The organism is Vibrio sp. 2CM40D (assembly GCF_023161825.1).
Classification (GTDB): Bacteria; Pseudomonadota; Gammaproteobacteria; order Enterobacterales; family Vibrionaceae; genus Vibrio; species Vibrio alginolyticus.
Genome location: NZ_JALNTL010000010.1, coordinates 146,779 through 172,379 on the forward strand (window position 1 = coordinate 146,779; position 25,601 = coordinate 172,379).

General features: G+C 50.4%; 1 protein-coding gene (running past one end of the window). It reads left to right on the plus strand.

All coding sequences use genetic code 11. The annotated features are described in order from the left end of the window. Positions 1–25,601, plus strand: partial view of a tandem-95 repeat protein gene (locus MTF70_RS20255; protein WP_248394229.1) — the 5' portion only. It continues 1,987 nt past the right edge of the window; 25,601 of the gene's 27,588 nt are visible here — the first part of the coding sequence; its start codon is at positions 1–3; its stop codon lies beyond the right edge, outside the window.

Below are 25,601 nucleotides of genomic sequence, written 5' to 3' on the forward strand. Positions count from 1 at the left end.
ATGGATCGTACAGCATTAGTGCCACTCGGTAATCAAGTCGTCGTAATAGGTTTGGATGGGCAGCTGAGAGTCCTTGCAGAAGGACAGCAGCCTCTACCAGGTGAAGTGATAGTGGCAATGACAGATGCTGCGCCTCAAGACCTGAAAATTCAGCTTGCTCAAGAGCAAGGTTTAAAAGATATTTCAGACGATGTAGCACAGATTATTAGTGCTATTGAGCAAGGTCAAGACCCTTCTGCTATTGATGAAGAACTCGCACCTGCAGCGGGTGAAAATAGTGGCTCCAGTTTGCAAAATAGTGCCACGATTGTACGAGATGGTACTGAAGTGCTAGCCTCAACAAACTTTGAAACTATTGGCTTAGAATCCCTCGGCTTATCTGAAACTCAAGCGTTGACCTTAAATGATTTCTTCACAACAGGTATCGAGACAAGTGGGGATGGCTCAAGTAAGCCACTTACTAATTCTCCAGTGACATTAAGCGCTGTTGAGGAAGATAGCGATCCAATCACGATAACTACTGAAGAATTACTATCGAACGTCAATATTGATGATGCCGATACTCTTGTCATTACAAACGTCACTATTGAGAGTGGGAATGGCACCTTAATTGATAACAGCGATGGATCTTGGACTTACATTCCAGAGGCTGACGATGACACTGAAGTGTCATTCTCCTATGACATTATTGATAACGATGGCGGTGTTATTAATGGCACTGCTAACTTAGATATTACGCCTGTTAATGACGCGCCAATAGCAACTAATGATGCGATTCAAACTGACGAGGATTCCCAGGTTGTAATTGATGTGCTCGCTAACGACAGTGATATTGAAGGTGATGATTTAATCATTACCTCTGCTTCTGTACCAGAAGAGCAAGGTATCGTTGAGATTATCGATGGTAAGCTTGTTTTCACTCCGGCTGAAAATTTCAACGGTAATGCAACGATTAGCTACACCATCTCAGATGGTGAGTTAGAGGATGAAGCTCAAGTTTCGGTAACAGTAAACTCAGTTAACGATGCGCCTATTGCCTCTAATGATACAACAATTACAGAGGAAGATAGCTCAGTAACGATTGATGTCCTGCCAAACGACACCGATATTGATGGCGATACGCTGTCGATTGAATCGGCGTCCGTACCTGAAGCGCAAGGCACAGTCGAGATTGTTGATGGCAAACTGGTCTTCACACCGGCTGAGAACTTCCATGGCGATGCTGAAATTACTTACACCGTGACCGATGGTGCACTGACCGACCAAGCGACGGTTAACGTCACGGTGAATGCGGTGAACGACACACCTGTGGTTGAAAGCAACCTCGCAGACCAAACCTTGGCAGAAGACTTTACGCCATACAGCATCGATCTAAACACCGCTTTCAGTGATGTGGATAATGTGGATGGCGAGTTAACGTTTAGCGTCTCTGGTAATAGCAACATTCAAGTGGCGATCGTCAACGGTATTGCTACGTTCACTCCAACCGCAGACTGGAACGGCTCAGAAGCGTTAACCTTTACTACCACCGATCCAAGCGGTGAAAGCGTCAGCCAAACGGTGAACTTCACAGTAGCGCCTGTGGCGGACATCGTGGCAGATAAAGCGACGGTTGTGGAAGACACGCCGACCATCATCAAGGTCTTAGGTAACGACACGTTCGAAGGCAACGACAAAGTGGTGTCGCTGGATACCAATAACGGCCCAGCTAACGGCACGGTCTCCGTCAACCCGGATGGCAGCGTCACTTACACGCCAAACGACAACTACCACGGTACAGACAGCTTCACCTACATCGTCACGTCCGGTGGGGTATCAGAGTCCACCACGGTGAACGTCGATGTGACGCCAGTGAATGATGCGCCAGTGGCGACCAATGACAATGCCGTTACTGACGAAGATACGCCAGTGACGATTGATGTCCTGCTAAACGATACTGATATTGATGGTGATACGCTGTCTATCCAATCGGCGTCCGTACCTGAAGTGCAAGGCACAGTCGAGATTGTTGATGGCAAACTGGTGTTCACACCGGCTGAGGACTTCCATGGTGATGCTGAAATCACTTACACCGTGACCGATGGTTCGCTGACTGACCAAGCGACGGTCAACGTCACCGTGAATGCGGTGAACGACACGCCTGTGGTTGAAAGCGGCATTGCAGACCAAACCTTGGCAGAAGACTTTACGCCATACAGCATCGATCTAAATACCGCTTTCAGCGATGTGGATAACGCCGATGGTGAGTTAACGTTTAGTGTCTCTGGCAACAGCAACGTGTTGGTTTCGATTGAAAATGGCATCGCGACCATTAGCCCAACGGCAGACTGGAACGGCTCAGAAGCGCTGACCTTTACTGCCACCGATCCAAGCGGTGAAAGCGTTAGCCAAACGGTGAACTTCACGGTTACCCCTGTGGCGGACATCGTGGCAGATAAAGCGACGGTTGTGGAAGACACGCCAACCATCATTAAGGTCTTAGGTAACGACACGTTTGAAGGCGACGACAAAGTGGTGTCGCTCGATACCAACAACGGTCCAGCCAACGGCACGGTCTCGGTCAACCCGGATGGTAGCGTAACCTACACGCCAAACGACAACTACCACGGTGCAGACAGCTTTACCTACATCGTTACCTCCGGTGGGGTATCGGAGTCCACCATGGTGAACATCGATGTGACGCCAGTGAATGACGCGCCAGTGGCAAAAGATGATACCGCTGTCACTGACGAAGACACGCCAGTGACGATTGATGTCCTACCAAACGATACTGACATCGATGGTGATACGTTAAGCATTGATTCGGCGTCTGTGCCGAGTGACCAAGGGACAGTTGAAATTGTTGACGGCAAGTTGGTGTTCACACCGGCTGAGAACTTCCATGGTGACGCTGAAATCACTTACACCGTTAGCGATGGTTCGCTGACTGACCAAGCGACGGTCAACGTCACCGTGAATGCGGTGAACGACACGCCTGTGGTTGAAAGCAGCATTGCAGACCAAACCTTGGCGGAAGATTTCACGCCATACACCATCAATCTAAATACGGCTTTCAGTGATGTGGATAACGTGGATGGCGAGTTAACGTTTAGCGTCTCTGGCAACAGTAATGTCAATGTCTCAATAGAAAATGGCATCGCGACCATTAGCCCAACGGCAGACTGGAACGGCTCAGAAGCGTTAACCTTTACGGCTACTGATCCAAGCGGTGAAAGCGTCAGCCAAACGGTGAACTTCACAGTTGCGCCTGTGGCGGACATCGTGGCAGACAACGCGACGGTTGTGGAAGACACGCCGACCATCATTAACGTCCTAGGTAACGACACGTTTGAAGGCAGCGACAAAGTGGTGTCGCTGGATACCAATAACGGTCCAGCCAACGGCACGGTCTCGGTCAACCCGGACGGCAGCGTCACTTACACGCCAAACGACAACTACCACGGTACAGACAGCTTTACCTACATCGTCACGTCGGGTGGGGTATCGGAGTCCACCACGGTGAACGTCGATGTCACGCCAGTCAACGATGCGCCAGTGGCAAAAGATGATACCGCTGTTACTGATGAAGACACGCCAGTGACGATTGATGTCCTGCTAAACGATACTGATATTGATGGTGATACGCTGTCTATCCAATCGGCGTCCGTACCTGAAGCGCAAGGCACAGTCGAGATTGTTGATGGCAAACTGGTGTTCACACCGGCTGAGGACTTCCATGGTGATGCTGAAATCACTTACACCGTGACCGATGGTTCGCTGACTGACCAAGCGACGGTCAACGTCACCGTGAATGCGGTGAACGACACGCCTGTGGTTGAAAGCGGCATTGCAGACCAAACCTTGGCAGAAGACTTTACGCCATACAGCATCGATCTAAATACCGCTTTCAGCGATGTGGATAACGCCGATGGTGAGTTAACGTTTAGTGTCTCTGGCAACAGCAACATTCAAGTGGCGATCGTCAATGGGATTGCTACGTTCACTCCAACCGCAGACTGGAACGGCTCAGAAGCGCTGACCTTTACTGCCACCGATCCAAGCGGTGAAAGCGTTAGCCAAACGGTGAACTTCACGGTTACCCCTGTGGCGGACATCGTGGCAGATAAAGCGACGGTTGTGGAAGACACGCCAACCATCATTAAGGTCTTAGGTAACGACACGTTTGAAGGCGACGACAAAGTGGTGTCGCTCGATACCAACAACGGTCCAGCCAACGGCACGGTCTCGGTCAACCCGGATGGTAGCGTAACCTACACGCCAAACGACAACTACCACGGTGCAGACAGCTTTACCTACATCGTTACCTCCGGTGGGGTATCGGAGTCCACCATGGTGAACGTCGATGTGACGCCAGTGAATGACGCGCCAGTGGCGACCAATGACAATGCCGTTACTGACGAAGACACGCCAGTGACGATTGATGTCCTGCCAAACGATACTGACATTGATGGCGATACGCTGTCTATCCAATCGGCGTCTGTGCCGAGTGACCAAGGGACAGTCGAGATTGTTGACGGCAAACTGGTCTTCACACCGGCTGAGAACTTCCATGGTGACGCTGAAATCACTTACACCGTTACCGATGGTTCGCTGACTGACCAAGCGACGGTCAACGTCACCGTGAATGCGGTGAACGACACGCCTGTGGTTGAAAGCAGCCTCGCAGACCAAACCTTGGCGGAAGACTTTACGCCATACAGCATCGATCTAAATACCGCTTTCAGCGATGTGGATAACGTGGATGGCGAGTTAACGTTTAGCGTCTCTGGCAACAGCAACGTGTTGGTGTCGATTGAAAATGGCATCGCGACCATTAGCCCAACGGCAGACTGGAACGGCTCTGAAGCGCTGACCTTTACTGCCGCCGATCCAAGCGGCGAGAGCGTTAGCCAAACGGTGAACTTCACGGTAGCGCCTGTGGCGGACATCGTGGCAGATAAAGCGACGGTTGTGGAAGACACGCCAACCATCATTAAGGTTTTAGATAACGACACGTTCGAAGGCAACGACAAAGTGGTGTCGCTGGATACCAATAACGGTCCAGCGAACGGCACGGTCTCGGTCAACCCGGATGGCAGTGTCACTTACACGCCAAACGACAACTATCACGGGGCAGACAGTTTTACCTACATCGTTACCTCGGGTGGGGTATCGGAGTCCACCACAGTGAACGTCGATGTGACGCCAGTGAATGACGCGCCAGTGGCAAACGATGACGCGGCAACAACACAAGAAGATACCGCTGTTACGATTGATATCTTGCCAAACGATACTGACATCGATGGTGATGCATTACGTATTGACTCGGCATCTGTGCCGAGTGACCAAGGGACAGTTGAAATTGTTGACGGCAAATTGGTCTTCACACCAGCTGAGAACTTCAATGGTGATGCCGAAATCACTTACACCGTCACCGATGGTGCACTGACCGACCAAGCGACGGTCAACGTCACCGTAAATGCGGTGAACGACACGCCTGTGGTTGAAAGTAGCATTGCAGACCAAACCTTGGCGGAAGATTTCACGCCATACAGCATCGATCTGAATACCGCTTTCAGCGATGTGGATAACGTGGATAGTGAGTTAACGTTTAGCGTTTCTGGCAACAGCAACATTCAAGTGGCGATCGTCAATGGCATTGCTACGTTCACTCCAACCGCAGACTGGAACGGCTCAGAAGCATTGACCTTTACGGCTACCGATCCAAGCGGCGAGAGCGTTAGCCAAACGGTGAATTTCACAGTTGCGCCTGTGGCGGACATCGTGGCAGACAAAGCGACGGTTGTGGAAGACACGCCAACCATCATTAAGGTCTTAGGTAACGACACGTTCGAAGGCGACGACAAAGTGGTGTCGCTGGATACCAACAACGGTCCAGCTAACGGTACGGTCTCGGTCAACCCGGACGGCAGCGTGACTTACACGCCAAACGACAACTACCACGGTACAGACAGCTTTACCTACATCGTTACCTCCGGTGGGGTATCGGAGTCCACCACGGTGAACGTCGATGTCACACCAGTGAACGATGCGCCAGTGGCAAAAGATGACGCGGCAACAACACAAGAAGATACCGCTGTCACGATTGATGTTCTGCCAAACGATACTGACATCGATGGTGATACATTACGTATTGACTCGGCGTCTGTGCCGAGTGACCAGGGGACAGTTGAGATTGTTGATGGCAAACTGGTGTTCACACCGGCCGAGAACTTCCATGGTGATGCCGAAATCACTTACACCATCACCGATGGTTCGCTGACTGACCAAGCGACGGTCAACGTCACCGTGAATGCGGTGAACGACACGCCTGTGGTTGAAAGTAGCATTGCAGACCAAACCTTGGCGGAAGATTTCACGCCATACAGCATCAATCTGAATACCGCTTTCAGCGATGTGGATAACGTGGATAGTGAGTTAACGTTTAGCGTTTCTGGCAACAGCAACATTCAAGTGGCGATCGTCAATGGCATTGCTACGTTCACTCCAACCGCAGACTGGAACGGCTCAGAAGCGTTGACGTTTACCGCCACCGATCCAGGCGGTGAAAGCGTTAGCCAAACGGTGAACTTCACAGTTGCGCCTGTGGCGGACATCGTGGCAGACAGCGCGACAGTTGTGGAAGACACGCCGACCATCATCAAGGTTTTAGGTAACGATACGTTCGAAGGTAACGACAAAGTGGTGTCGCTGGATAGCAATAACGGTCCAGCCAACGGCACGGTCTCGGTCAACCCGGACGGCAGCGTCACTTACACGCCAAACGACAACTTCCACGGGGCAGACAGCTTTACCTACATCGTTACCTCCGGTGGGGTATCGGAGTTCACCACGGTGAACGTCGATGTCACACCAGTCAACGATGCACCAGTGGCGACCAATGACAATGCCGTTACTGACGAAGACACGCCAGTGACGATTGATGTCCTGCCAAACGACACCGACATTGATGGTGATACGCTGTCTATCCAATCGGCGTCCGTACCTGAAGCGCAAGGCACAGTCGAGATTGTTGACGGCAAACTGGTGTTCACACCGGCCGAGGACTTCCATGGTGATGCTGAAATCTCTTACACCGTGACCGATGGTGCACTGACCGACCAAGCGAAGGTGGCCGTTACCGTTAACCCAGTAAACGATGCGCCAACCATCAAGGTCGATGCTGTAGAAAGTATCACTGAAGACGCAGTGAGTACCGATACGGTAGTGGCAACATTGGAAGTCGCTGATACAGATACGCCAGAAGAGCAATTAACCGTTTCTTTAGAAAACAACTCAAACGGCTACTTTGCGCTAGTTGGCGATGAAGTCAAACTGACTCAAGCGGGTGTTGACGCGGTTAACAACGACGAACTCAACCTTAAAGACCTAACGATCAGCGCATCAGTATCGGATGGTGTTAATCCAACGGTTAGCGACAGTGATAGTTTGATTGTGAATCGCGTTAACGATGCACCAACAGTCGATAATGTGATTTCAGATCAAGTGTTAGCAGAAGATTTTACGATCTACACGATTGATTTAAACGACGCATTTAAAGACAGCGACTCCGCACTGAACTTCTCAGTGTCCGGCAACAGCAACGTGTTGGTGTCGATTGAAAATGGCATTGCGACCATTAGCCCAACGGCAGACTGGAACGGCTCAGAAGCATTGACCTTTACTGCTACCGATCCAAGCGGTGAAAGCGTCAGCCAAACGGTGAACTTCACAGTTGCGCCTGTGGCGGACATCGTGGCAGACAAAGCGACGGTTGTGGAAGACACGCCGACCATCATTAACGTCCTAGGTAACGACACATTTGAAGGCAGCGACAAAGTTGTGTCGCTGGATACCAATCACGGTCCAGCGAACGGCACGGTCTCGGTCAACCCGGATGGCAGCGTCACTTACACGCCGAATGACAACTACCACGGTACAGACAGCTTTACCTACATCGTTACCTCCGGTGGGGTATCGGAGTCCACCACGGTGAACATCGATGTCACGCCAGTGAATGACGCGCCAGTGGCGACCAATGACAACGCCGTTACTGACGAAGACACGCCAGTGACGATTGATGTCCTGCCAAACGACACCGATGTGGATGGCGATAAGCTGTCGATTGAATCGGCTTCCGTACCTGAAACACAAGGTACAGTTGAGATCGTTGATGGCAAACTGGTCTTCACACCGGCTGATAACTTCCATGGTGACGCTGAAATCACTTACACCGTGACCGATGGTGCACTGACTGACCAAGCGACGGTTAACGTCACCGTGAATGCGGTGAACGACACGCCTGTGGTTGAAAGCAGCATTGCAGACCAAACCTTGGCAGAAGACTTTACGCCATACAGCATCGATCTAAATACGGCTTTCAGCGATGTAGATAACGTGGATGGCGATCTGACCTTCAGCGTCTCCGGCAACAGCAACATTCAAGTGGCGATCGTCAATGGGATTGCTACGTTCACTCCAACCGCAGACTGGAACGGCTCAGAAACCCTAACGTTTACGGCCACCGATCCAAGCGGTGAAAGCGTCAGCCAAACGGTGAACTTCACGGTAGCCCCTGTGGCGGACATCGTGGCAGACAACGCGACGGTTGTGGAAGACACGCCAACCATCATTAAGGTCTTAGGTAACGATACGTTTGAAGGCGACGACAAAGTGGTGTCGCTCGATACCAATAACGGTCCAGCTAACGGCACGGTCTCGGTCAACCCGGACGGCAGTGTCACTTACACGCCAAACGACAACTATCACGGGGCAGACAGTTTTACCTACATCGTTACCTCGGGTGGGGTATCGGAGTCCACCACAGTGAACGTCGATGTGACGCCAGTGAATGACGCGCCAGTGGCAAACGATGACGCGGCAACAACACAAGAAGATACCGCTGTTACGATTGATATCTTGCCAAACGATACTGACATCGATGGTGATACATTACGTATTGACTCGGCGTCTGTGCCGAGTGACCAGGGGACAGTTGAAATTGTTGACGGCAAATTGGTCTTCACACCAGCTGAGAACTTCAATGGTGATGCCGAAATCACTTACACCATCACCGATGGTTCGCTGACTGACCAAGCGACGGTCAACGTCACCGTGAATGCGGTGAACGACACGCCTGTGGTTGAAAGTAGCATTGCAGACCAAACCTTGGCGGAAGATTTCACGCCATACAGCATCAATCTGAATACCGCTTTCAGCGATGTGGATAACGCCGATGGTGAGTTAACGTTTAGCGTCTCAGGTAACAGTAATGTCAATGTCTCAATAGAAAATGGCATCGCGACCATTAGCCCAACGGCAGACTGGAACGGCTCAGAAGCGTTAACCTTTACGGCTACTGATCCAAGCGGTGAAAGCGTCAGCCAAACGGTAAACTTTATGGTTGCGCCTGTGGCAGATATTGAATCTGACCGCGCGACGGTTGTGGAAGACACGCCGACCATCATTAACGTCCTAGGTAACGACACGTTTGAAGGCGACGACAAAGTGGTGTCGCTCGATAGCAATAACGGTCCAGCCAACGGCACGGTCTCGGGCAACCCGGACGGCAGCGTCACTTACACGCCAAACGACAACTTCCACGGTACAGACAGCTTCACGTACATCGTTACCTCCGGTGGGGTATCGGAATTCACCACGGTGAACGTCGATGTGACGCCAGTGAATGACGCGCCAGTGGCAAAAGATGATACCGCTGTCACTGACGAAGACACGCCAGTGACGATTGATGTTCTGCCAAACGACACCGATGTGGATGGCGATAAGCTGTCTATCCAATCGGCGTCTGTGCCGAGTGAGCAAGGGACAGTCGAGATTGTTGACGGCAAACTGGTCTTCACGCCGGCTGAGAACTTCCATGGTGACGCTGAAATCACTTACACCATCACCGATGGTGCACTGACTGACCAAGCGACGGTCAACGTCACCGTGAATGCGGTGAACGACACGCCTGTGGTTGAGAGCAACATCGCAGACCAAACCTTGGCAGAAGACTTTACGCTATACAGCATCGATCTAAATTCCGCATTCAGTGATGTGGATAACGCCGATGGTGAGTTAACGTTTAGTGTCTCTGGCAACAGCAACATTCAAGTGGCGATCGTCAATGGCATTGCTACGTTCACTCCAACGGCAGACTGGAACGGCTCAGAAGCGCTGACGTTTACGGCTACCGATCCAAGCGGCGAGAGCGTTAGCCAAACGGTGAACTTCACAGTAGCGCCAGTGGCGGATATCGTGGCAGATAAAGCGACGGTTGTGGAAGATACGCCAACCATCATTAAGGTCTTAGATAACGACACGTTCGAAGGCGACGACAAAGTGGTGTCGCTGGATACCAATAACGGTCCAGCTAACGGCACGGTCTCGGTCAACTCGGACGGCAGCGTCACTTACACGCCAAACGACAACTACCACGGGGCAGACAGCTTTACCTACATCGTCACCTCCGGTGGGGTATCGGAGTCCACCACGGTGAACGTCGATGTGACGCCAGTGAACGATGCGCCAGTGGCAAAAGATGATACCGCTGTTACTGATGAAGACACGCCAGTGACGATTGATGTCCTGCCAAACGACACCGATATTGATGGCGATAAGCTGTCGATTGACTCGGCATCTGTGCCGAGTGAGCAAGGGACAGTCGAGATTGTTGACGGCAAACTGGTGTTCACACCGGCTGAGAACTTCAATGGTGACGCCGAAATCACTTACACCGTGACCGATGGTTCACTGACTGACCAAGCGACGGTCAACGTCACCGTGAATGCGGTGAACGACACGCCTGTGGTTGAAAGCAGCATTACAGACCAAACCTTGGCGGAGGACTTTACGCCATACAGCATCGATCTGAATACGGCCTTCAGTGATGTGGATAACGTTGATAGTGAGTTAACGTTTAGCGTCTCAGGCAACAGTAATGTCAATGTCTCAATAGAAAATGGCATCGCGACCATTAGCCCAACGGCAGACTGGAACGGCTCAGAAGCGTTAACCTTTACGGCTACTGATCCAAGCGGTGAAAGCGTCAGCCAAACGGTGAACTTCACAGTTGCGCCTGTGGCGGACATCGTGGCAGACAACGCGACGGTTGTGGAAGACACGCCGACCATCATTAACGTCCTAGGTAACGACACGTTTGAAGGCAGCGACAAAGTGGTGTCGCTGGATACCAATAACGGTCCAGCCAACGGCACGGTCTCGGTCAACCCGGACGGCAGCGTCACTTACACGCCAAACGACAACTACCACGGTACAGACAGCTTCACGTACATCGTCACGTCGGGTGGGGTATCGGAGTCCACCACGGTGAACGTCGATGTCACGCCAGTCAACGATGCGCCAGTGGCAAAAGATGATACCGCTGTTACTGATGAAGACACGCCAGTGACGATTGATGTCCTGCCAAACGACACCGATATTGATGGCGATAAGCTGTCGATTGACTCGGCATCTGTGCCGAGTGACCAAGGGACAGTCGAGATTGTTGACGGCAAACTGGTCTTCACACCGGCTGAGAACTTCCATGGCGACGCCGAAATCACTTACACCGTGACCGATGGTGCACTGACTGACCAAGCAACGGTCAACGTCACCGTGAATGCGGTGAACGACACGCCTGTGGTTGAGAGCAACATTGCAGACCAAACCTTGGCAGAAGACTTTACGCCATACAGCATCGATCTAAACACCGCTTTCAGTGATGTGGATAACGTGGATGGCGAGTTGAGCTTCAGTGTCTCTGGCAACAGCAACATTCAAGTGGCGATCGTCAATGGCATTGCTACGTTCACTCCAACCGCTGACTGGAACGGCTCAGAAATCCTAACCTTTACGGCTACCGATCCAAGCGGCGAAAGCGTTAGCCAAACGGTGAACTTCACAGTGGCGCCTGTGGCGGACATCGTGGCAGATAAAGCAACGGTCATGGAAGACACGCCAACCATCATCAAGGTCTTAGATAACGACACGTTTGAAGGCGACGACAAAGTGGTGTCGCTGGATACCAATAACGGTCCAGCCAACGGCACGGTCTCGGTCAACCCGGACGGCAGCGTCACTTACACGCCAAACGACAACTACCACGGTACAGACAGCTTCACTTACATCGTCACCTCCGGTGGCGTCAGTGAGTCCACCACGGTGAACGTCGATGTGACGCCAGTCAACGATGCGCCAGCGGCAAAAGATGATACCGCTGTTACTGACGAAGATACGCCAGTGACGATTGATGTTCTGCCAAACGATACTGACATCGATGGCGATAAGCTGTCGATTGAATCGGCGTCTGTACCTGAAGCGCAAGGCACAGTTGAGATTGTTGACGGCAAGTTGGTGTTCACGCCAGCTGAGAACTTCCATGGTGACGCTGAAATTACTTACACGATTACTGATGGTGCACTGACTGACCAAGCAACGGTCAACGTCACCGTGAATGCGGTGAACGACACGCCTGTGGTTGAAAGCAGCATCGCAGACCAAACCTTGGCGGAAGACTTTACGCCATACAGCATCGATCTGAATACGGCCTTCAGTGATGTGGATAACGTCGATGGCGATCTGACCTTCAGCGTCTCTGGCAACAGCAACGTGTTGGTGTCGATTGAAAATGGCATCGCGACCATTAGCCCAACGGCAGACTGGAACGGCTCTGAAGCGCTGACCTTTACTGCCACCGATCCAAGCGGTGAAAGCGTTAGCCAAACGGTGAACTTCACAGTGGCGCCAGTGGCGGATATCGTGGCAGATAAAGCGACGGTTGTGGAAGACACACCAACCATCATTAAGGTCTTAGGTAACGACACGTTCGAAGGCAACGACAAAGTGGTGTCGCTGGATACCAATAACGGTCCAGCGAACGGCACGGTCTCGGTCAACCCGGACGGCAGCGTGACTTACACGCCAAACGACAACTACCACGGGACAGACAGCTTTACCTACATCGTTACCTCCGGTGGGGTATCAGAGTCCACCACGGTGAACGTCGATGTGACGCCAGTCAATGACGCGCCAGTGGCAAACGATGACACCGCTATCACTGACGAAGACACGCCAGTGACGATTGATGTTCTGCCAAACGACACCGACATCGACGGCGATAAGTTGTCTATTCAATCAGCGTCCGTGCCGAGTGACCAAGGGACAGTCGAGATTGTTGACGGCAAACTGGTCTTCACACCGGCAGAGAACTTCCATGGTGACGCCGAAATCACTTACACCGTGACCGATGGTGCACTGACTGACCAAGCAACGGTCAACGTCACCGTGAATGCGGTGAACGACACGCCTGTGGTTGAAAGCAACATTGCAGACCAAACCTTGGCGGAAGATTTTACGCCATACAGCATCGATCTGAATACGGCCTTCAGTGATGTGGATAACGCCGATGGTGAGTTAACGTTTAGCGTTTCTGGTAATAGCAACATTCAAGTGGCGATCGTCAATGGCATTGCTACGTTCACTCCAACCGCAGACTGGAATGGCTCAGAAACCCTAACCTTTATCGCCACCGATCCAAGCGGTGAAAGCGTTAGCCAAACGGTGAACTTCACGGTTACCCCTGTGGCGGACATCGTGGCAGATAAAGCGACGGTTGTGGAAGATACGCCAACCATCATTAAGGTCTTAGATAACGACACGTTTGAAGGCGACGACAAAGTGGTGTCGCTGGATACCAATAACGGTCCAGCCAACGGCACGGTCTCGGTCAACCCGGACGGCAGCGTCACTTACACGCCAAACGACAACTACCACGGTACAGACAGCTTCACGTACATCGTTACCTCCGGTGGGGTATCGGAATTCACCACGGTGAACGTCGATGTCACGCCAGTCAACGATGCGCCAGTGGCAAAAGATGATACCGCTGTCACTGGCGAAGACACGCCAGTGACGATTGATGTCCTACCAAACGATACTGACATCGATGGTGATACGTTAAGCATTGATTCGGCGTCTGTGCCGAGTGACCAAGGTACAGTTGAAATTGTTGACGGCAAACTGGTCTTCACACCGGCCGAGAACTTCAATGGTGACGCCGAAATCACTTACACCATCACCGATGGTTCGCTGACTGATCAAGCGACGGTCAACGTCACCGTAAATGCGGTGAACGACACGCCTGTGGTTGAAAGCAGCCTCGCAGACCAAACCTTGGCGGAAGACTTTACGCCATACAGCATCGATCTAAATACCGCTTTCAGCGATGTGGATAACGTGGATGGCGAGTTAACGTTTAGCGTCTCTGGCAACAGCAACGTGTTGGTGTCGATTGAAAATGGCATCGCGACCATTAGCCCAACGGCAGACTGGAACGGCTCTGAAGCGTTGACCTTTACGGCGACCGATCCAAGCGGCGAAAGCGTTAGCCAAACGGTGAACTTCACAGTGGCGCCAGTGGCGGATATCGTGGCAGATAAAGCGACGGTTGTGGAAGATACGCCAACCATCATTAAGGTCTTAGGTAACGACACGTTCGAAGGCGACGACAAAGTGGTGTCGCTGGATACCAATAACGGTCCAGCCAATGGCACGGTCTCGGTCAACCTGGATGGCAGCGTCACTTACATGCCAAACGACAACTACCACGGCACAGACAGCTTCACCTACATCGTCACATCTGGGGGCGTCAGTGAATCCACCACGGTGAACGTCGATGTCACACCAGTGAACGATGCGCCAGTGGCAAAAGATGACACGGCGATTACTGACGAAGACACGCCAGTGACGATTGATGTCCTGCCAAACGATACTGACATTGATGGCGATACGCTGTCTATCCAATCGGCGTCTGTGCCGAGTGACCAAGGGACAGTCGAGATTGTTGACGGCAAACTGGTCTTCACACCGGCTGAGAACTTCCATGGTGACGCTGAAATCACTTACACCGTGACCGATGGTTCGCTGACTGACCAAGCGACGGTCAACGTCACCGTGAATGCGGTGAACGACACGCCTGTGGTTGAAAGCAGCCTCGCAGACCAAACCTTGGCGGAAGACTTTACGCCATACAGCATCGATCTAAATACCGCTTTCAGCGATGTGGATAACGTGGATGGCGAGTTAACGTTTAGCGTCTCTGGCAACAGCAACGTGTTGGTGTCGATTGAAAATGGCATCGCGACCATTAGCCCAACGGCAGACTGGAACGGCTCTGAAGCGTTGACCTTTACGGCGACCGATCCAAGCGGCGAAAGCGTTAGCCAAACGGTGAACTTCACAGTGGCGCCAGTGGCGGATATCGTGGCAGATAAAGCGACGGTTGTGGAAGATACGCCAACCATCATTAAGGTCTTAGGTAACGACACGTTCGAAGGCAACGACAAAGTGGTGTCGCTGGATACCAACAATGGACCAGCGAACGGCACGGTCTCGGTCAACCCGGATGGCAGCGTAACCTACACGCCAAACGACAACTTCCACGGGGCAGACAGCTTTACCTACATCGTTACCTCCGGTGGCGTCAGTGAGTCCACCACGGTGAACGTCGATGTCACATCAGTGAACGATGCGCCAGTGGCAAAAGATGACGCGGCAACAACACAAGAAGATACCGCTGTCACGATTGATGTCCTACCAAACGACACCGACATCGATGGTGATACGCTGTCTATCCAATCGGCGTCCGTACCTGAAACACAAGGCACAGTCGAGATTGTTGACGGCAAATTGGTCTTCACACCAGCTGAGAACTTCAATGGTGATGCCGAAATCACTTACACCGTCACCGATGGTGCACTGACCGACCAAGCGACGGTCAACGTCACCGTAAATGCGGTGAACGACACGCCTGTGGTTGAAAGTAGCATTGCAGACCAAACCTTGGCGGAAGATTTCACGCCATACAGCATCGATCTGAATACCGCTTTCAGCGATGTGGATAACGTGGATAGTGAGTTAACGTTTAGCGTTTCTGGCAACAGCAACATTCAAGTGGCGATCGTCAATGGCATTGCCACGTTCACTCCAACCGCAGACTGGAACGGCTCAGAAGCATTGACCTTTACGGCTACCGATCCAAGCGGCGAGAGCGTTAGCCAAACGGTGAATTTCACAGTTGCGCCTGTGGCGGACATCGTGGCAGACAACGCGACGGTTGTGGAAGACACGCCAACCATCATTAAGGTCTTAGGTAACGACACGTTCGAAGGCGACGACAAAGTGGTGTCGCTGGATACCAACAACGGTCCAGCTAACGGTACGGTCTCGGTCAACCCGGACGGCAGCGTGACTTACACGCCAAACGACAACTTCCACGGTACAGACAGCTTCACCTACATCGTCACGTCCGGTGGGGTATCAGAGTCCACCACGGTGAACGTCGATGTCACACCAGTCAACGATGCGCCAGTGGCAAAAGATGATACCGCTGTCACTGACGAAGACACGCCAGTGACAATTGATGTCCTGCCAAACGACACCGACATTGATGGCGATACGCTGTCTATCCAATCGGCTTCCGTACCTGAAACACAAGGTACAGTCGAGATTGTTGACGGCAAACTGGTCTTCACACCGGCCGAGAACTTCAATGGTGATGCCGAAATCACTTACACCATCACCGATGGTTCGCTGACTGACCAAGCGAAAGTAGCCGTTACCGTTAATCCAGTGAACGATGCGCCAACGATCAAGGTCGATGCTGTAGAAAGTATCACTGAAGACGCAGTGAGTACCGATACGGTAGTGGCAACGTTGGAAGTCGCTGATACCGATACGCCAGAAGAGCAATTAACCGTTTCTTTAGAAAACAACTCAAACGGCTACTTTGCGTTAGTTGGCGATGAAGTCAAACTGACTCAAGCGGGTGTTGACGCGGTTAACAACGACGAACTCAACCTTAAAGACCTAACGATCAGCGCATCAGTATCGGATGGTGTTAATCCAACGGTTAGCGACAGTGATAGTTTGATTGTGAATCGCGTTAACGATGCACCAACAGTCGATAATGTCATTTCAGATCAAGTGTTAGCAGAAGATTTTACGATCTACACGATTGATTTAAACGACGCATTTAAAGACAGCGACTCCGCACTGAACTTCTCAGTGTCCGGCAACAACAACGTGTTGGTGTCGATTGAAAATGGCATTGCGACCATTAGCCCAACGGCAGACTGGAACGGCTCAGAAGCGTTGACCTTTACTGCCACCGATCCAAGCGGCGAAAGCGTCAGCCAAACGGTGAACTTCACAGTAGCGCCTGTGGCGGACATCGTGGCAGATAAAGCGACGGTTGTGGAAGACACGCCGACCATCATCAAGGTCTTAGGTAACGACACGTTCGAAGGCGACGACAAAGTGGTGTCGCTGGATACCAATAACGGTCCAGCTAACGGCACGGTCTCGGTCAACCCGGATGGCAGCGTCACTTACACGCCAAACGACAACTTCCACGGCACAGACAGCTTCACCTACATCGTTACGTCAGGTGGGGTGTCAGAGTCCACCACGGTGAACGTCGATGTGACGCCAGTGAATGACGCGCCAGTGGCAAAAGATGATACCGCTGTCACTGACGAAGACACGCCAGTGACGATTGATGTTCTGCCAAACGACACCGATATTGATGGCGATAAGCTGTCGATTGACTCGGCATCTGTGCCGAGTGACCAAGGTACAGTCGAGATTGTTGACGGCAAGTTGGTGTTCACACCGGCTGAGAACTTCCATGGTGATGCCGAAATCACTTATACCGTCACCGATGGTGCACTGACTGACCAAGCGACGGTCAACGTCACCGTGAATGCGGTGAACGACACGCCTATGGTTGAAAGCAACATTGCAGACCAAACCTTGGCGGAAGATTTTACGCCATACAGCATCGATCTGAATACCGCTTTCAGTGATGTGGATAACGCCGATGGTGAGTTAACGTTTAGCGTCTCTGGTAATAGCAACATTCAAGTGGCGATCGTCAATGGCATTGCTACGTTCACTCCAACCGCAGACTGGAACGGCTCAGAAAACCTAACGTTTACGGCTACCGATCCAAGCGGTGAAAGCGTTAGCCAAACGGTGAACTTCACAGTTGCGCCTGTGGCGGACATCGTGGCAGATAAAGCAACGGTCGTGGAAGACACGCCAACCATCATCAAGGTCTTAGGTAACGACACGTTCGAAGGCGACGACAAAGTGGTGTCGCTGGATACCAACAATGGACCAGCTAACGGCACGGTCTCGGTCAACCCGGATGGCAGCGTGACCTACACGCCGAATGACAACTACCACGGTACAGACAGCTTCACCTACATCGTTACGTCGGGTGGGGTATCAGAGTCCACCACGGTGAACGTCGATGTCACACCAGTCAACGATGCGCCAGTGGCAAAAGATGATACCGCTGTCACTGACGAAGACACGCCAGTGACGATTGATGTTCTGCCAAACGACACCGATATTGATGGCGATAAGCTGTCGATTGACTCGGCATCTGTGCCGAGTGACCAAGGTACAGTCGAGATTGTTGACGGCAAGTTGGTGTTCACACCGGCTGAGAACTTCCATGGTGATGCCGAAATCACTTATACCGTCACCGATGGTTCGCTGACTGACCAAGCGACGGTCAACGTCACCGTGAATGCGGTGAACGACACGCCTATGGTTGAAAGCAACATTGCAGACCAAACCTTGGCGGAAGATTTTACGCCATACAGCATCGATCTGAATACCGCTTTCAGTGATGTGGATAACGCCGATGGTGAGTTAACGTTTAGCGTCTCTGGTAATAGCAACATTCAAGTGGCGATCGTCAATGGCATTGCTACGTTCACTCCAACCGCAGACTGGAACGGCTCAGAAAACCTAACGTTTACGGCTACCGATCCAAGCGGTGAAAGCGTTAGCCAAACGGTGAACTTCACAGTTGCGCCTGTGGCGGACATCGTGGCAGACAACGCGACGGTCGTGGAAGACACGCCAACCATCATCAAGGTCTTAGGTAACGACACGTTCGAAGGCGACGACAAAGTGGTGTCGCTCGATACCAACAACGATCCAGCCAACGGCACGGTCTCGGTCAACCCGGACGGCAGCGTCACTTACACGCCAAACGACAACTATCACGGAACAGACAGCTTCACCTACATCGTTACGTCCGGTGGGGTATCAGAGTCCACCACGGTGAACGTCGATGTCACACCAGTCAATGATGCGCCAGTGGCAAACGATGACGCGGCAACAACACAAGAAGATACCGCTGTCACGATTGATGTCCTACCAAACGACACTGACATCGATGGCGATAAGCTGTCGATTGACTCGGCATCTGTGCCGAGTGACCAAGGGACAGTTGAAATTGTTGACGGCAAGTTGGTGTTCACACCGGCTGAGAACTTCCATGGTGACGCCGAAATCACTTACACCGTCACCGATGGTGCACTGACTGACCAAGCGACGGTCAACGTCACCGTAAATGCCGTAAACGACACGCCAGTGGTTGAGAGCAGCATTGCAGACCAAACCTTGGCGGAAGACTTTACGCCATACAGCATCGATCTGAATACGGCCTTCAGCGATGTGGATAACGTGGATGGCGAGCTGAGCTTCAGCGTTTCTGGCAACAACAACGTGTTGGTGTCGATTGAAAATGGCATCGCGACCATTAGCCCAACGGCAGACTGGAACGGCTCAGAAGCGTTAACCTTTACGGCGACCGATCCAAGCGGTGAAAGCGTTAGCCAAACGGTGAACTTCACAGTAGCGCCTGTGGCGGACATCGTGGCAGACAAAGCGACGGTGGTGGAAGACACGCCAACCATCATCAAGGTCTTAGATAACGACACGTTCGAAGGCGACGACAAAGTGGTGTCGCTGGATACCAACAATGGACCAGCTAACGGCACGGTCTCGGTCAACCCGGATGGCAGCGTGACCTACACGCCGAATGACAACTACCACGGTACAGACAGCTTCACCTACATCGTTACGTCGGGTGGGGTATCAGAGTCCACCACGGTGAACGTCGATGTCACACCAGTCAACGATGCGCCAGTGGCAAACGATGACACGGCCATTACTGACGAAGACACGCCAGTGACGATTGATGTTCTGCCAAACGATACTGATATTGATGGTGATACGCTGTCTATCCAATCAGCGTCTGTGCCGAGTGACCAAGGTAAAGTCGAAATTATTGATGGAAAACTGGTCTTCACACCGGCTGAGAACTTCCATGGCGATGCTGAAATCACTTACACCGTCACCGATGGTGCGCTGACTGACCAAGCGACGGTCAATGTCACCGTAAATGCGGTGAACGACACGCCTGTGGTTGAAAGCAACCTCGCAGACCAAACCTTGGCGGAAGATTTCACCCCATACAGCATCGATCTAAATACCGCTTTCAGCGATGTGGATAACGTAGATGGCGAGCTGAGCTTCAGTGTCTCTGGCAACAGCAACATTCAAGTGGCGATCGTCAATGGGATTGCTACGTTCACTCCAACGGCAGACTGGAACGGCTCAGAAGCGCTGACGTTTACGGCTACCGATCCAAGCGGTGAAAGCGTTAGCCAAACGGTGAACTTCATAGTGGCGCCTGTGGCGGACATCGTGGCAGATAAAGCGACGGTTGTGGAAGATACGCCAACCGTCATCAAGGTCTTAGAGAACGACACGTTCGAAGGCGACGACAAAGTGGTGTCGTTGGATACCAATCACGGTCCAGCCAACGGCACGGTCTCGGTCAACCCGGACGGCAGCGTGACTTACACGCCAAACGACAACTACCACGGTACAGACAGCTTCACCTACATCGTCACCTCCGGTGGGGTATCGGAGTCCACCACGGTGAACGTCGATGTCACACCAGTGAATGACAGGCCTGACAGTGAGGACTTTACGCATGTTACTGACAAGCCTTTGACGCAAGTTGTATTTGATACTGATATGAAACCTTTAGGTGATGGCGACTCTCAGGATCATATAGCGGATATTGAAGATGACTTAAATGGCAACGATTTGCATGTGCGGATTACTGAACTGCCAACCTCAGGTACGTTGTTCTTTAAAGATAGTGATGGTGAGTTGCACGAAATTAAAGAAGTAAGCGATACGCTTTATGACAAAGACAGCCTTTACTATGAAGCTGATAATGTTGGCTTCTTATTAGGTATCAAAGATCGTCCTAATACGCCTAATAGCTCGGAATCTACAACAGATTTCAATAACTGGGGATTAAGTGAGGATGGTGGTTCATCACATTCCCGTACTGAGCATTTAGCAAATGGAGCTTCTATCACCATTTCTTCTGATAGCGGTGAGCTTGCGCAGTACAACCGCCAGGTGTCACACATCGGCAATGGTATCGCTGACAATGATGGGCAGGGTATTGAGAAAGGTGAAACGATTACGATCGATTTGTCTAATAACCCTGTGGGCAGCGTAAACCTTGGCTTAGATGGATTAGGTGGATTGTTTGATTACGGTGATGACAACGCAGCACTTATTACGGTTACATACTTAGATTCAAATAATGTCCAACAGACTCAAACGTTCGAGTTTTTGAAGCCTGAAGGCAACTTCATGCTATTCCAAGAAACAAGCGTTGGTTATGGGAAAGATCTAGCTCTTCCTGAAGGTTCGGTCATTACTCAGTTAGATTTTTCTACGAAAAATGAAGGGAACTGGGAGTTACGTTATGTAGAAGGTGTACCTGCCGAAGACAGCTTTGGATATGTGGCAGTCGACTCTGAAAATGGCGTTAGCGATCCATCTACAGTCAATATCGTTAATGAAATGCTAGATGGTAATATTGCTGAAAATGGGCCAAGCCTGTCTGTGGTCGGTGATAGCGTGACTGAGGGTGACAATGTCACGTTCTCGGTTGTTCTAAATGAAACCACCAGCACTGCCGTTAAGTACCAAGTTGATATGCTTGCTCAAGGTTCTTCAGTTGATAAGAATGACGTAAATCTATCAAATGCAACCTATACAAATGGTGTTGTTTTCTTAGGTGGTTACTTGATTGTTCCTGCAGGTATAAGTAGCTTCGAAATATCGATTCCGACTATTGATGACTTGGTTGTGGAAAGCAGCGAAACGATCGTTCTTGAGATCGGCGGTGAAACGGGGACGGCAACAGTTCTTGATAATGACAGTACAAAACTTAGCGTAGTAGATGCCGGCGATGTCATTGAAGGAACTGACGCAATATTTACCGTTTTACTCTCTAACCCTGTTCAAGAGGCCGTTGTCGTCAATCTGAAGTCAACAACAAATGATAGCTATACTGCGGAAGATGTTGATTTAGGCACTATGGTAGTGACCTATGTGGATACTCATGGTCAAACTCAAACATTAGATATGGCGCCTAATGGAGACGTTACCATACCTCCAGGTGTCGCTGAAATTAAAGTCGCAGTCCCGACCAAACTAGATAATGTCCATGAAGGTGATGAGAGCTTTGGTCTGACGGTTACGGAAATCGGTAGTGTCACCAGTAATGGTATTGCAACTGGTAACGCAAATATTGTGGATTCTGATCCTGCACCTTTAGTTAGTATTAGTGCCGATCAAAACAGCGTAAATGAAGGTGAAACGGCAGGCTTTACGCTGACACTTGATAAAGTTGCAGATGAGAGTGTTACGGTTCATGTCGAATATAGTGGCGTGGCCCAAGATGGAAAAGATTTTGTTGGCGTTCTGAGTGTTGAAGTTCCTGCGGGTCAATCTTCAGCTGCTCTTGACTTACTGACGGTCACCGATGGTATTTATGAGGGCGCAGAATCTTTCACAGTAACCATTAAAGAGGTGGATGGCGCTGATGCGAGCATTGCTTCAAATAACAGCGCAAGTGTTGTGATCGTTGATGCCCAAAGTGCACCGAAAGTGACTATTAGCTCAGATCAATCCTCAGTTGATGAAGGTAGTGATGCAAAATTTATCGTCAACATTGACCAAAAAGCAGATGAAGATGTACTGGTAACATTCACAATCGGAGGGAATGTTGATGACAAAGATTATATTGCTCCAAGTACGTACACAGTCACGATTCCAGCGGGTAAAACGTCGGCGCCGATTGATATAAAAACTCTCGATGATGGTATTTACGAAGATCTTGAAAACCTAACCGTGACTCTAATTGATACGGTTGGTGCAGATTCGACGCTTGCAAGTGACTCGAATGAAGCAACAGTCTCTATTATAGATGCTCAGCACGCTCCAGAGTTTATTTCTGGCGGCGATAGTGCTGGTGACAAACCAAATGATGATGTTTACGACTTCGGGTCAGTTAACGAAAACACGGTGAGTGGGGCCGTTATCGGCACGGTCGTTGCTGAAGATCACGATAATGACGTGCTTGTATACCGCTTTGCAGATGGCTCGAGCACTAATGGTATTTTTGATATCGACCCGACAAGCGGAGAGATTTCATTGAACAAGACAATCGATGATGTTGACTTGGGCGATTATATGCTTCAGGTTGAGGTTATCGATGGAACTGGCGGGATTGATACTGCCGAGGTAAATGTTTCTCTGGTAAATGTGAATGATGCTCCTGAATCTTCGCCTTCAGTGGTTGAGATGAATGAAGATACTCAAGTGATGCTTGATTGGTCATCATTCGGTATTAGCGATGTGGACTCTGATGTATCAGATCTCTCCGTCCAAATTACAACGCTTCCTAGCGATGGCTCATTAGAGTACAGAGATTCGCAAGGCGATTGGCAGTCTGTACAAATCGATCAAGTCCTCGATAAATCGCTTTTTGAGGAAAACGGTGTTCGTTTTGTACCTGAATTAAATGAATCAGGCAGTGACAGCTTCGGCGGAAATCAAGTCGGAGATCAGGAATCTAGTTACGCTCAAATTGGTTTTAAACCGACAGATGGGCAGAGCTCTGGTCAAGAGTCGACACTGACAATAGACGTGAACCCTGTAGCTGACAAACCGAACTTAATTGCAGTGACGCCATTAAACTCATTGCCTCAACAAGAGTTTAACGTTACGACATGGAGTAATGTTCAAGTTGGTTCTAGTGATGGTATGGGGGTCAATGGAGAGACTCTAATCTCAGCGATCAACGCTCTTAATGAAGCCGATGGTACTCGATTGAGTTGGGCAAATGTGGAAGATTTAGGGACTCATGCAACCTTGGCAAATGAGGCCGTTCTAGTCACATCTCTTGTTTATCTCGAAGCTGGCTCGAGTTACGACTTTGTCGGTCAAGCCGATGATAGCCTTGCAATCAAGTTGGGTGGTACGTTACTTGATCAAGCTCGTTGGGGGAGCGACAGTGGTGATATTAAGGGAGCTAGCTTTACCCCTTCGGTATCTGGCTTTTATCCAATTGAAATTTATCACCATAACCAAAGTGGTCCGGGTAACTTTAATGTGGATGTATCCATTAATGGACAAGCGCCTGTCAACCTGAGCAATAGTAGTCTTTACGTAGTTAGTGATGAAAGTGCACTAGAAGCAACTGATATCAGAACGTCTGAACTACAAGAAGTTAATGGTGTTGCGTTTTACGAAACATACCAGCTGAACGAAGGGTTACAAGATACAGCGATACCGCTCTCTGAAATTAAAGCAAGCTTAAATGATACAGATGGCTCTGAATCACTTAAAGTCACGCTAACTGGCTTACCTGTAGGTGCGATCCTTTCAGATGGAAATAGTTCTATTACTGTCGCAACTATTGATGAAGAACTGGACGTGACAAGTTGGGCATTAGATGCACTTACTGTGACTCCACCTGCGGGCTCCCATGATGACTTCACTATCAATTTGACTGCAACGAGTACAGAAAGCTCGAATGGTGATTCAGCAGAATCTAACTTGGCGATCAATGTTGTAGTACATGAGAACTTACCGACGGAAACGGAAAGTGATTTGGGCGAAACCATAGAAGACAATACTCTACAAGGGAATGTATTGCTTAATGACTCTGACGGCGACAATATTCTGATGGTAGATCATCTTACTATCGATGGTGCTGATTACGAGGTAGGCGAAAGTGTTTCTTTGACTAGTGGTACGTTACTAGTAAACCGAGATGGTAGTTACATATTTGAACCTGCTGAGCATTGGTCAGGTGACGTTCCATTAATTAGCTATACCACAAATACTGGCGTAACAAATACACTTGATATCAATGTTGTTGCTATCGCAGATGCACCTACGATCACGATCAATGTTGGCGACTTAGTTAAACGAGATGCTATTGATCCAAACCATCACTTAGCTACATCGGCAATAAATAATACCAATACCGAAAATGAGGCTGTCGCAGCCAACCTTGGGTTGGATAATGCAGTACCTAAAATTAATACACACGCTGGTGTTGTGTTGGGAGTCAATACTGACTTAAGTGACACCGACAGCTTGTTTGTTGGGACAGATTTCAACGATGTATTCTATGGTGGCGGTGGCGATGACGTATTTGTTGGCGGTGGTAACAATGATACGTTTTATGGTGATGACGCGACCAGTCTTACTCTGCATGATGGTAAAGATACAGTCTACTTAACAGGGAACTTTGATGACTACAAAATGACCTTCAAAGACGATCATGGAGGTAAAGTTCCATATTGGATTTTATTAGATAGTCGTTCTATCGATTCGGTAAACGATCATACAGGTAGTGATGACCGAGGTGATCA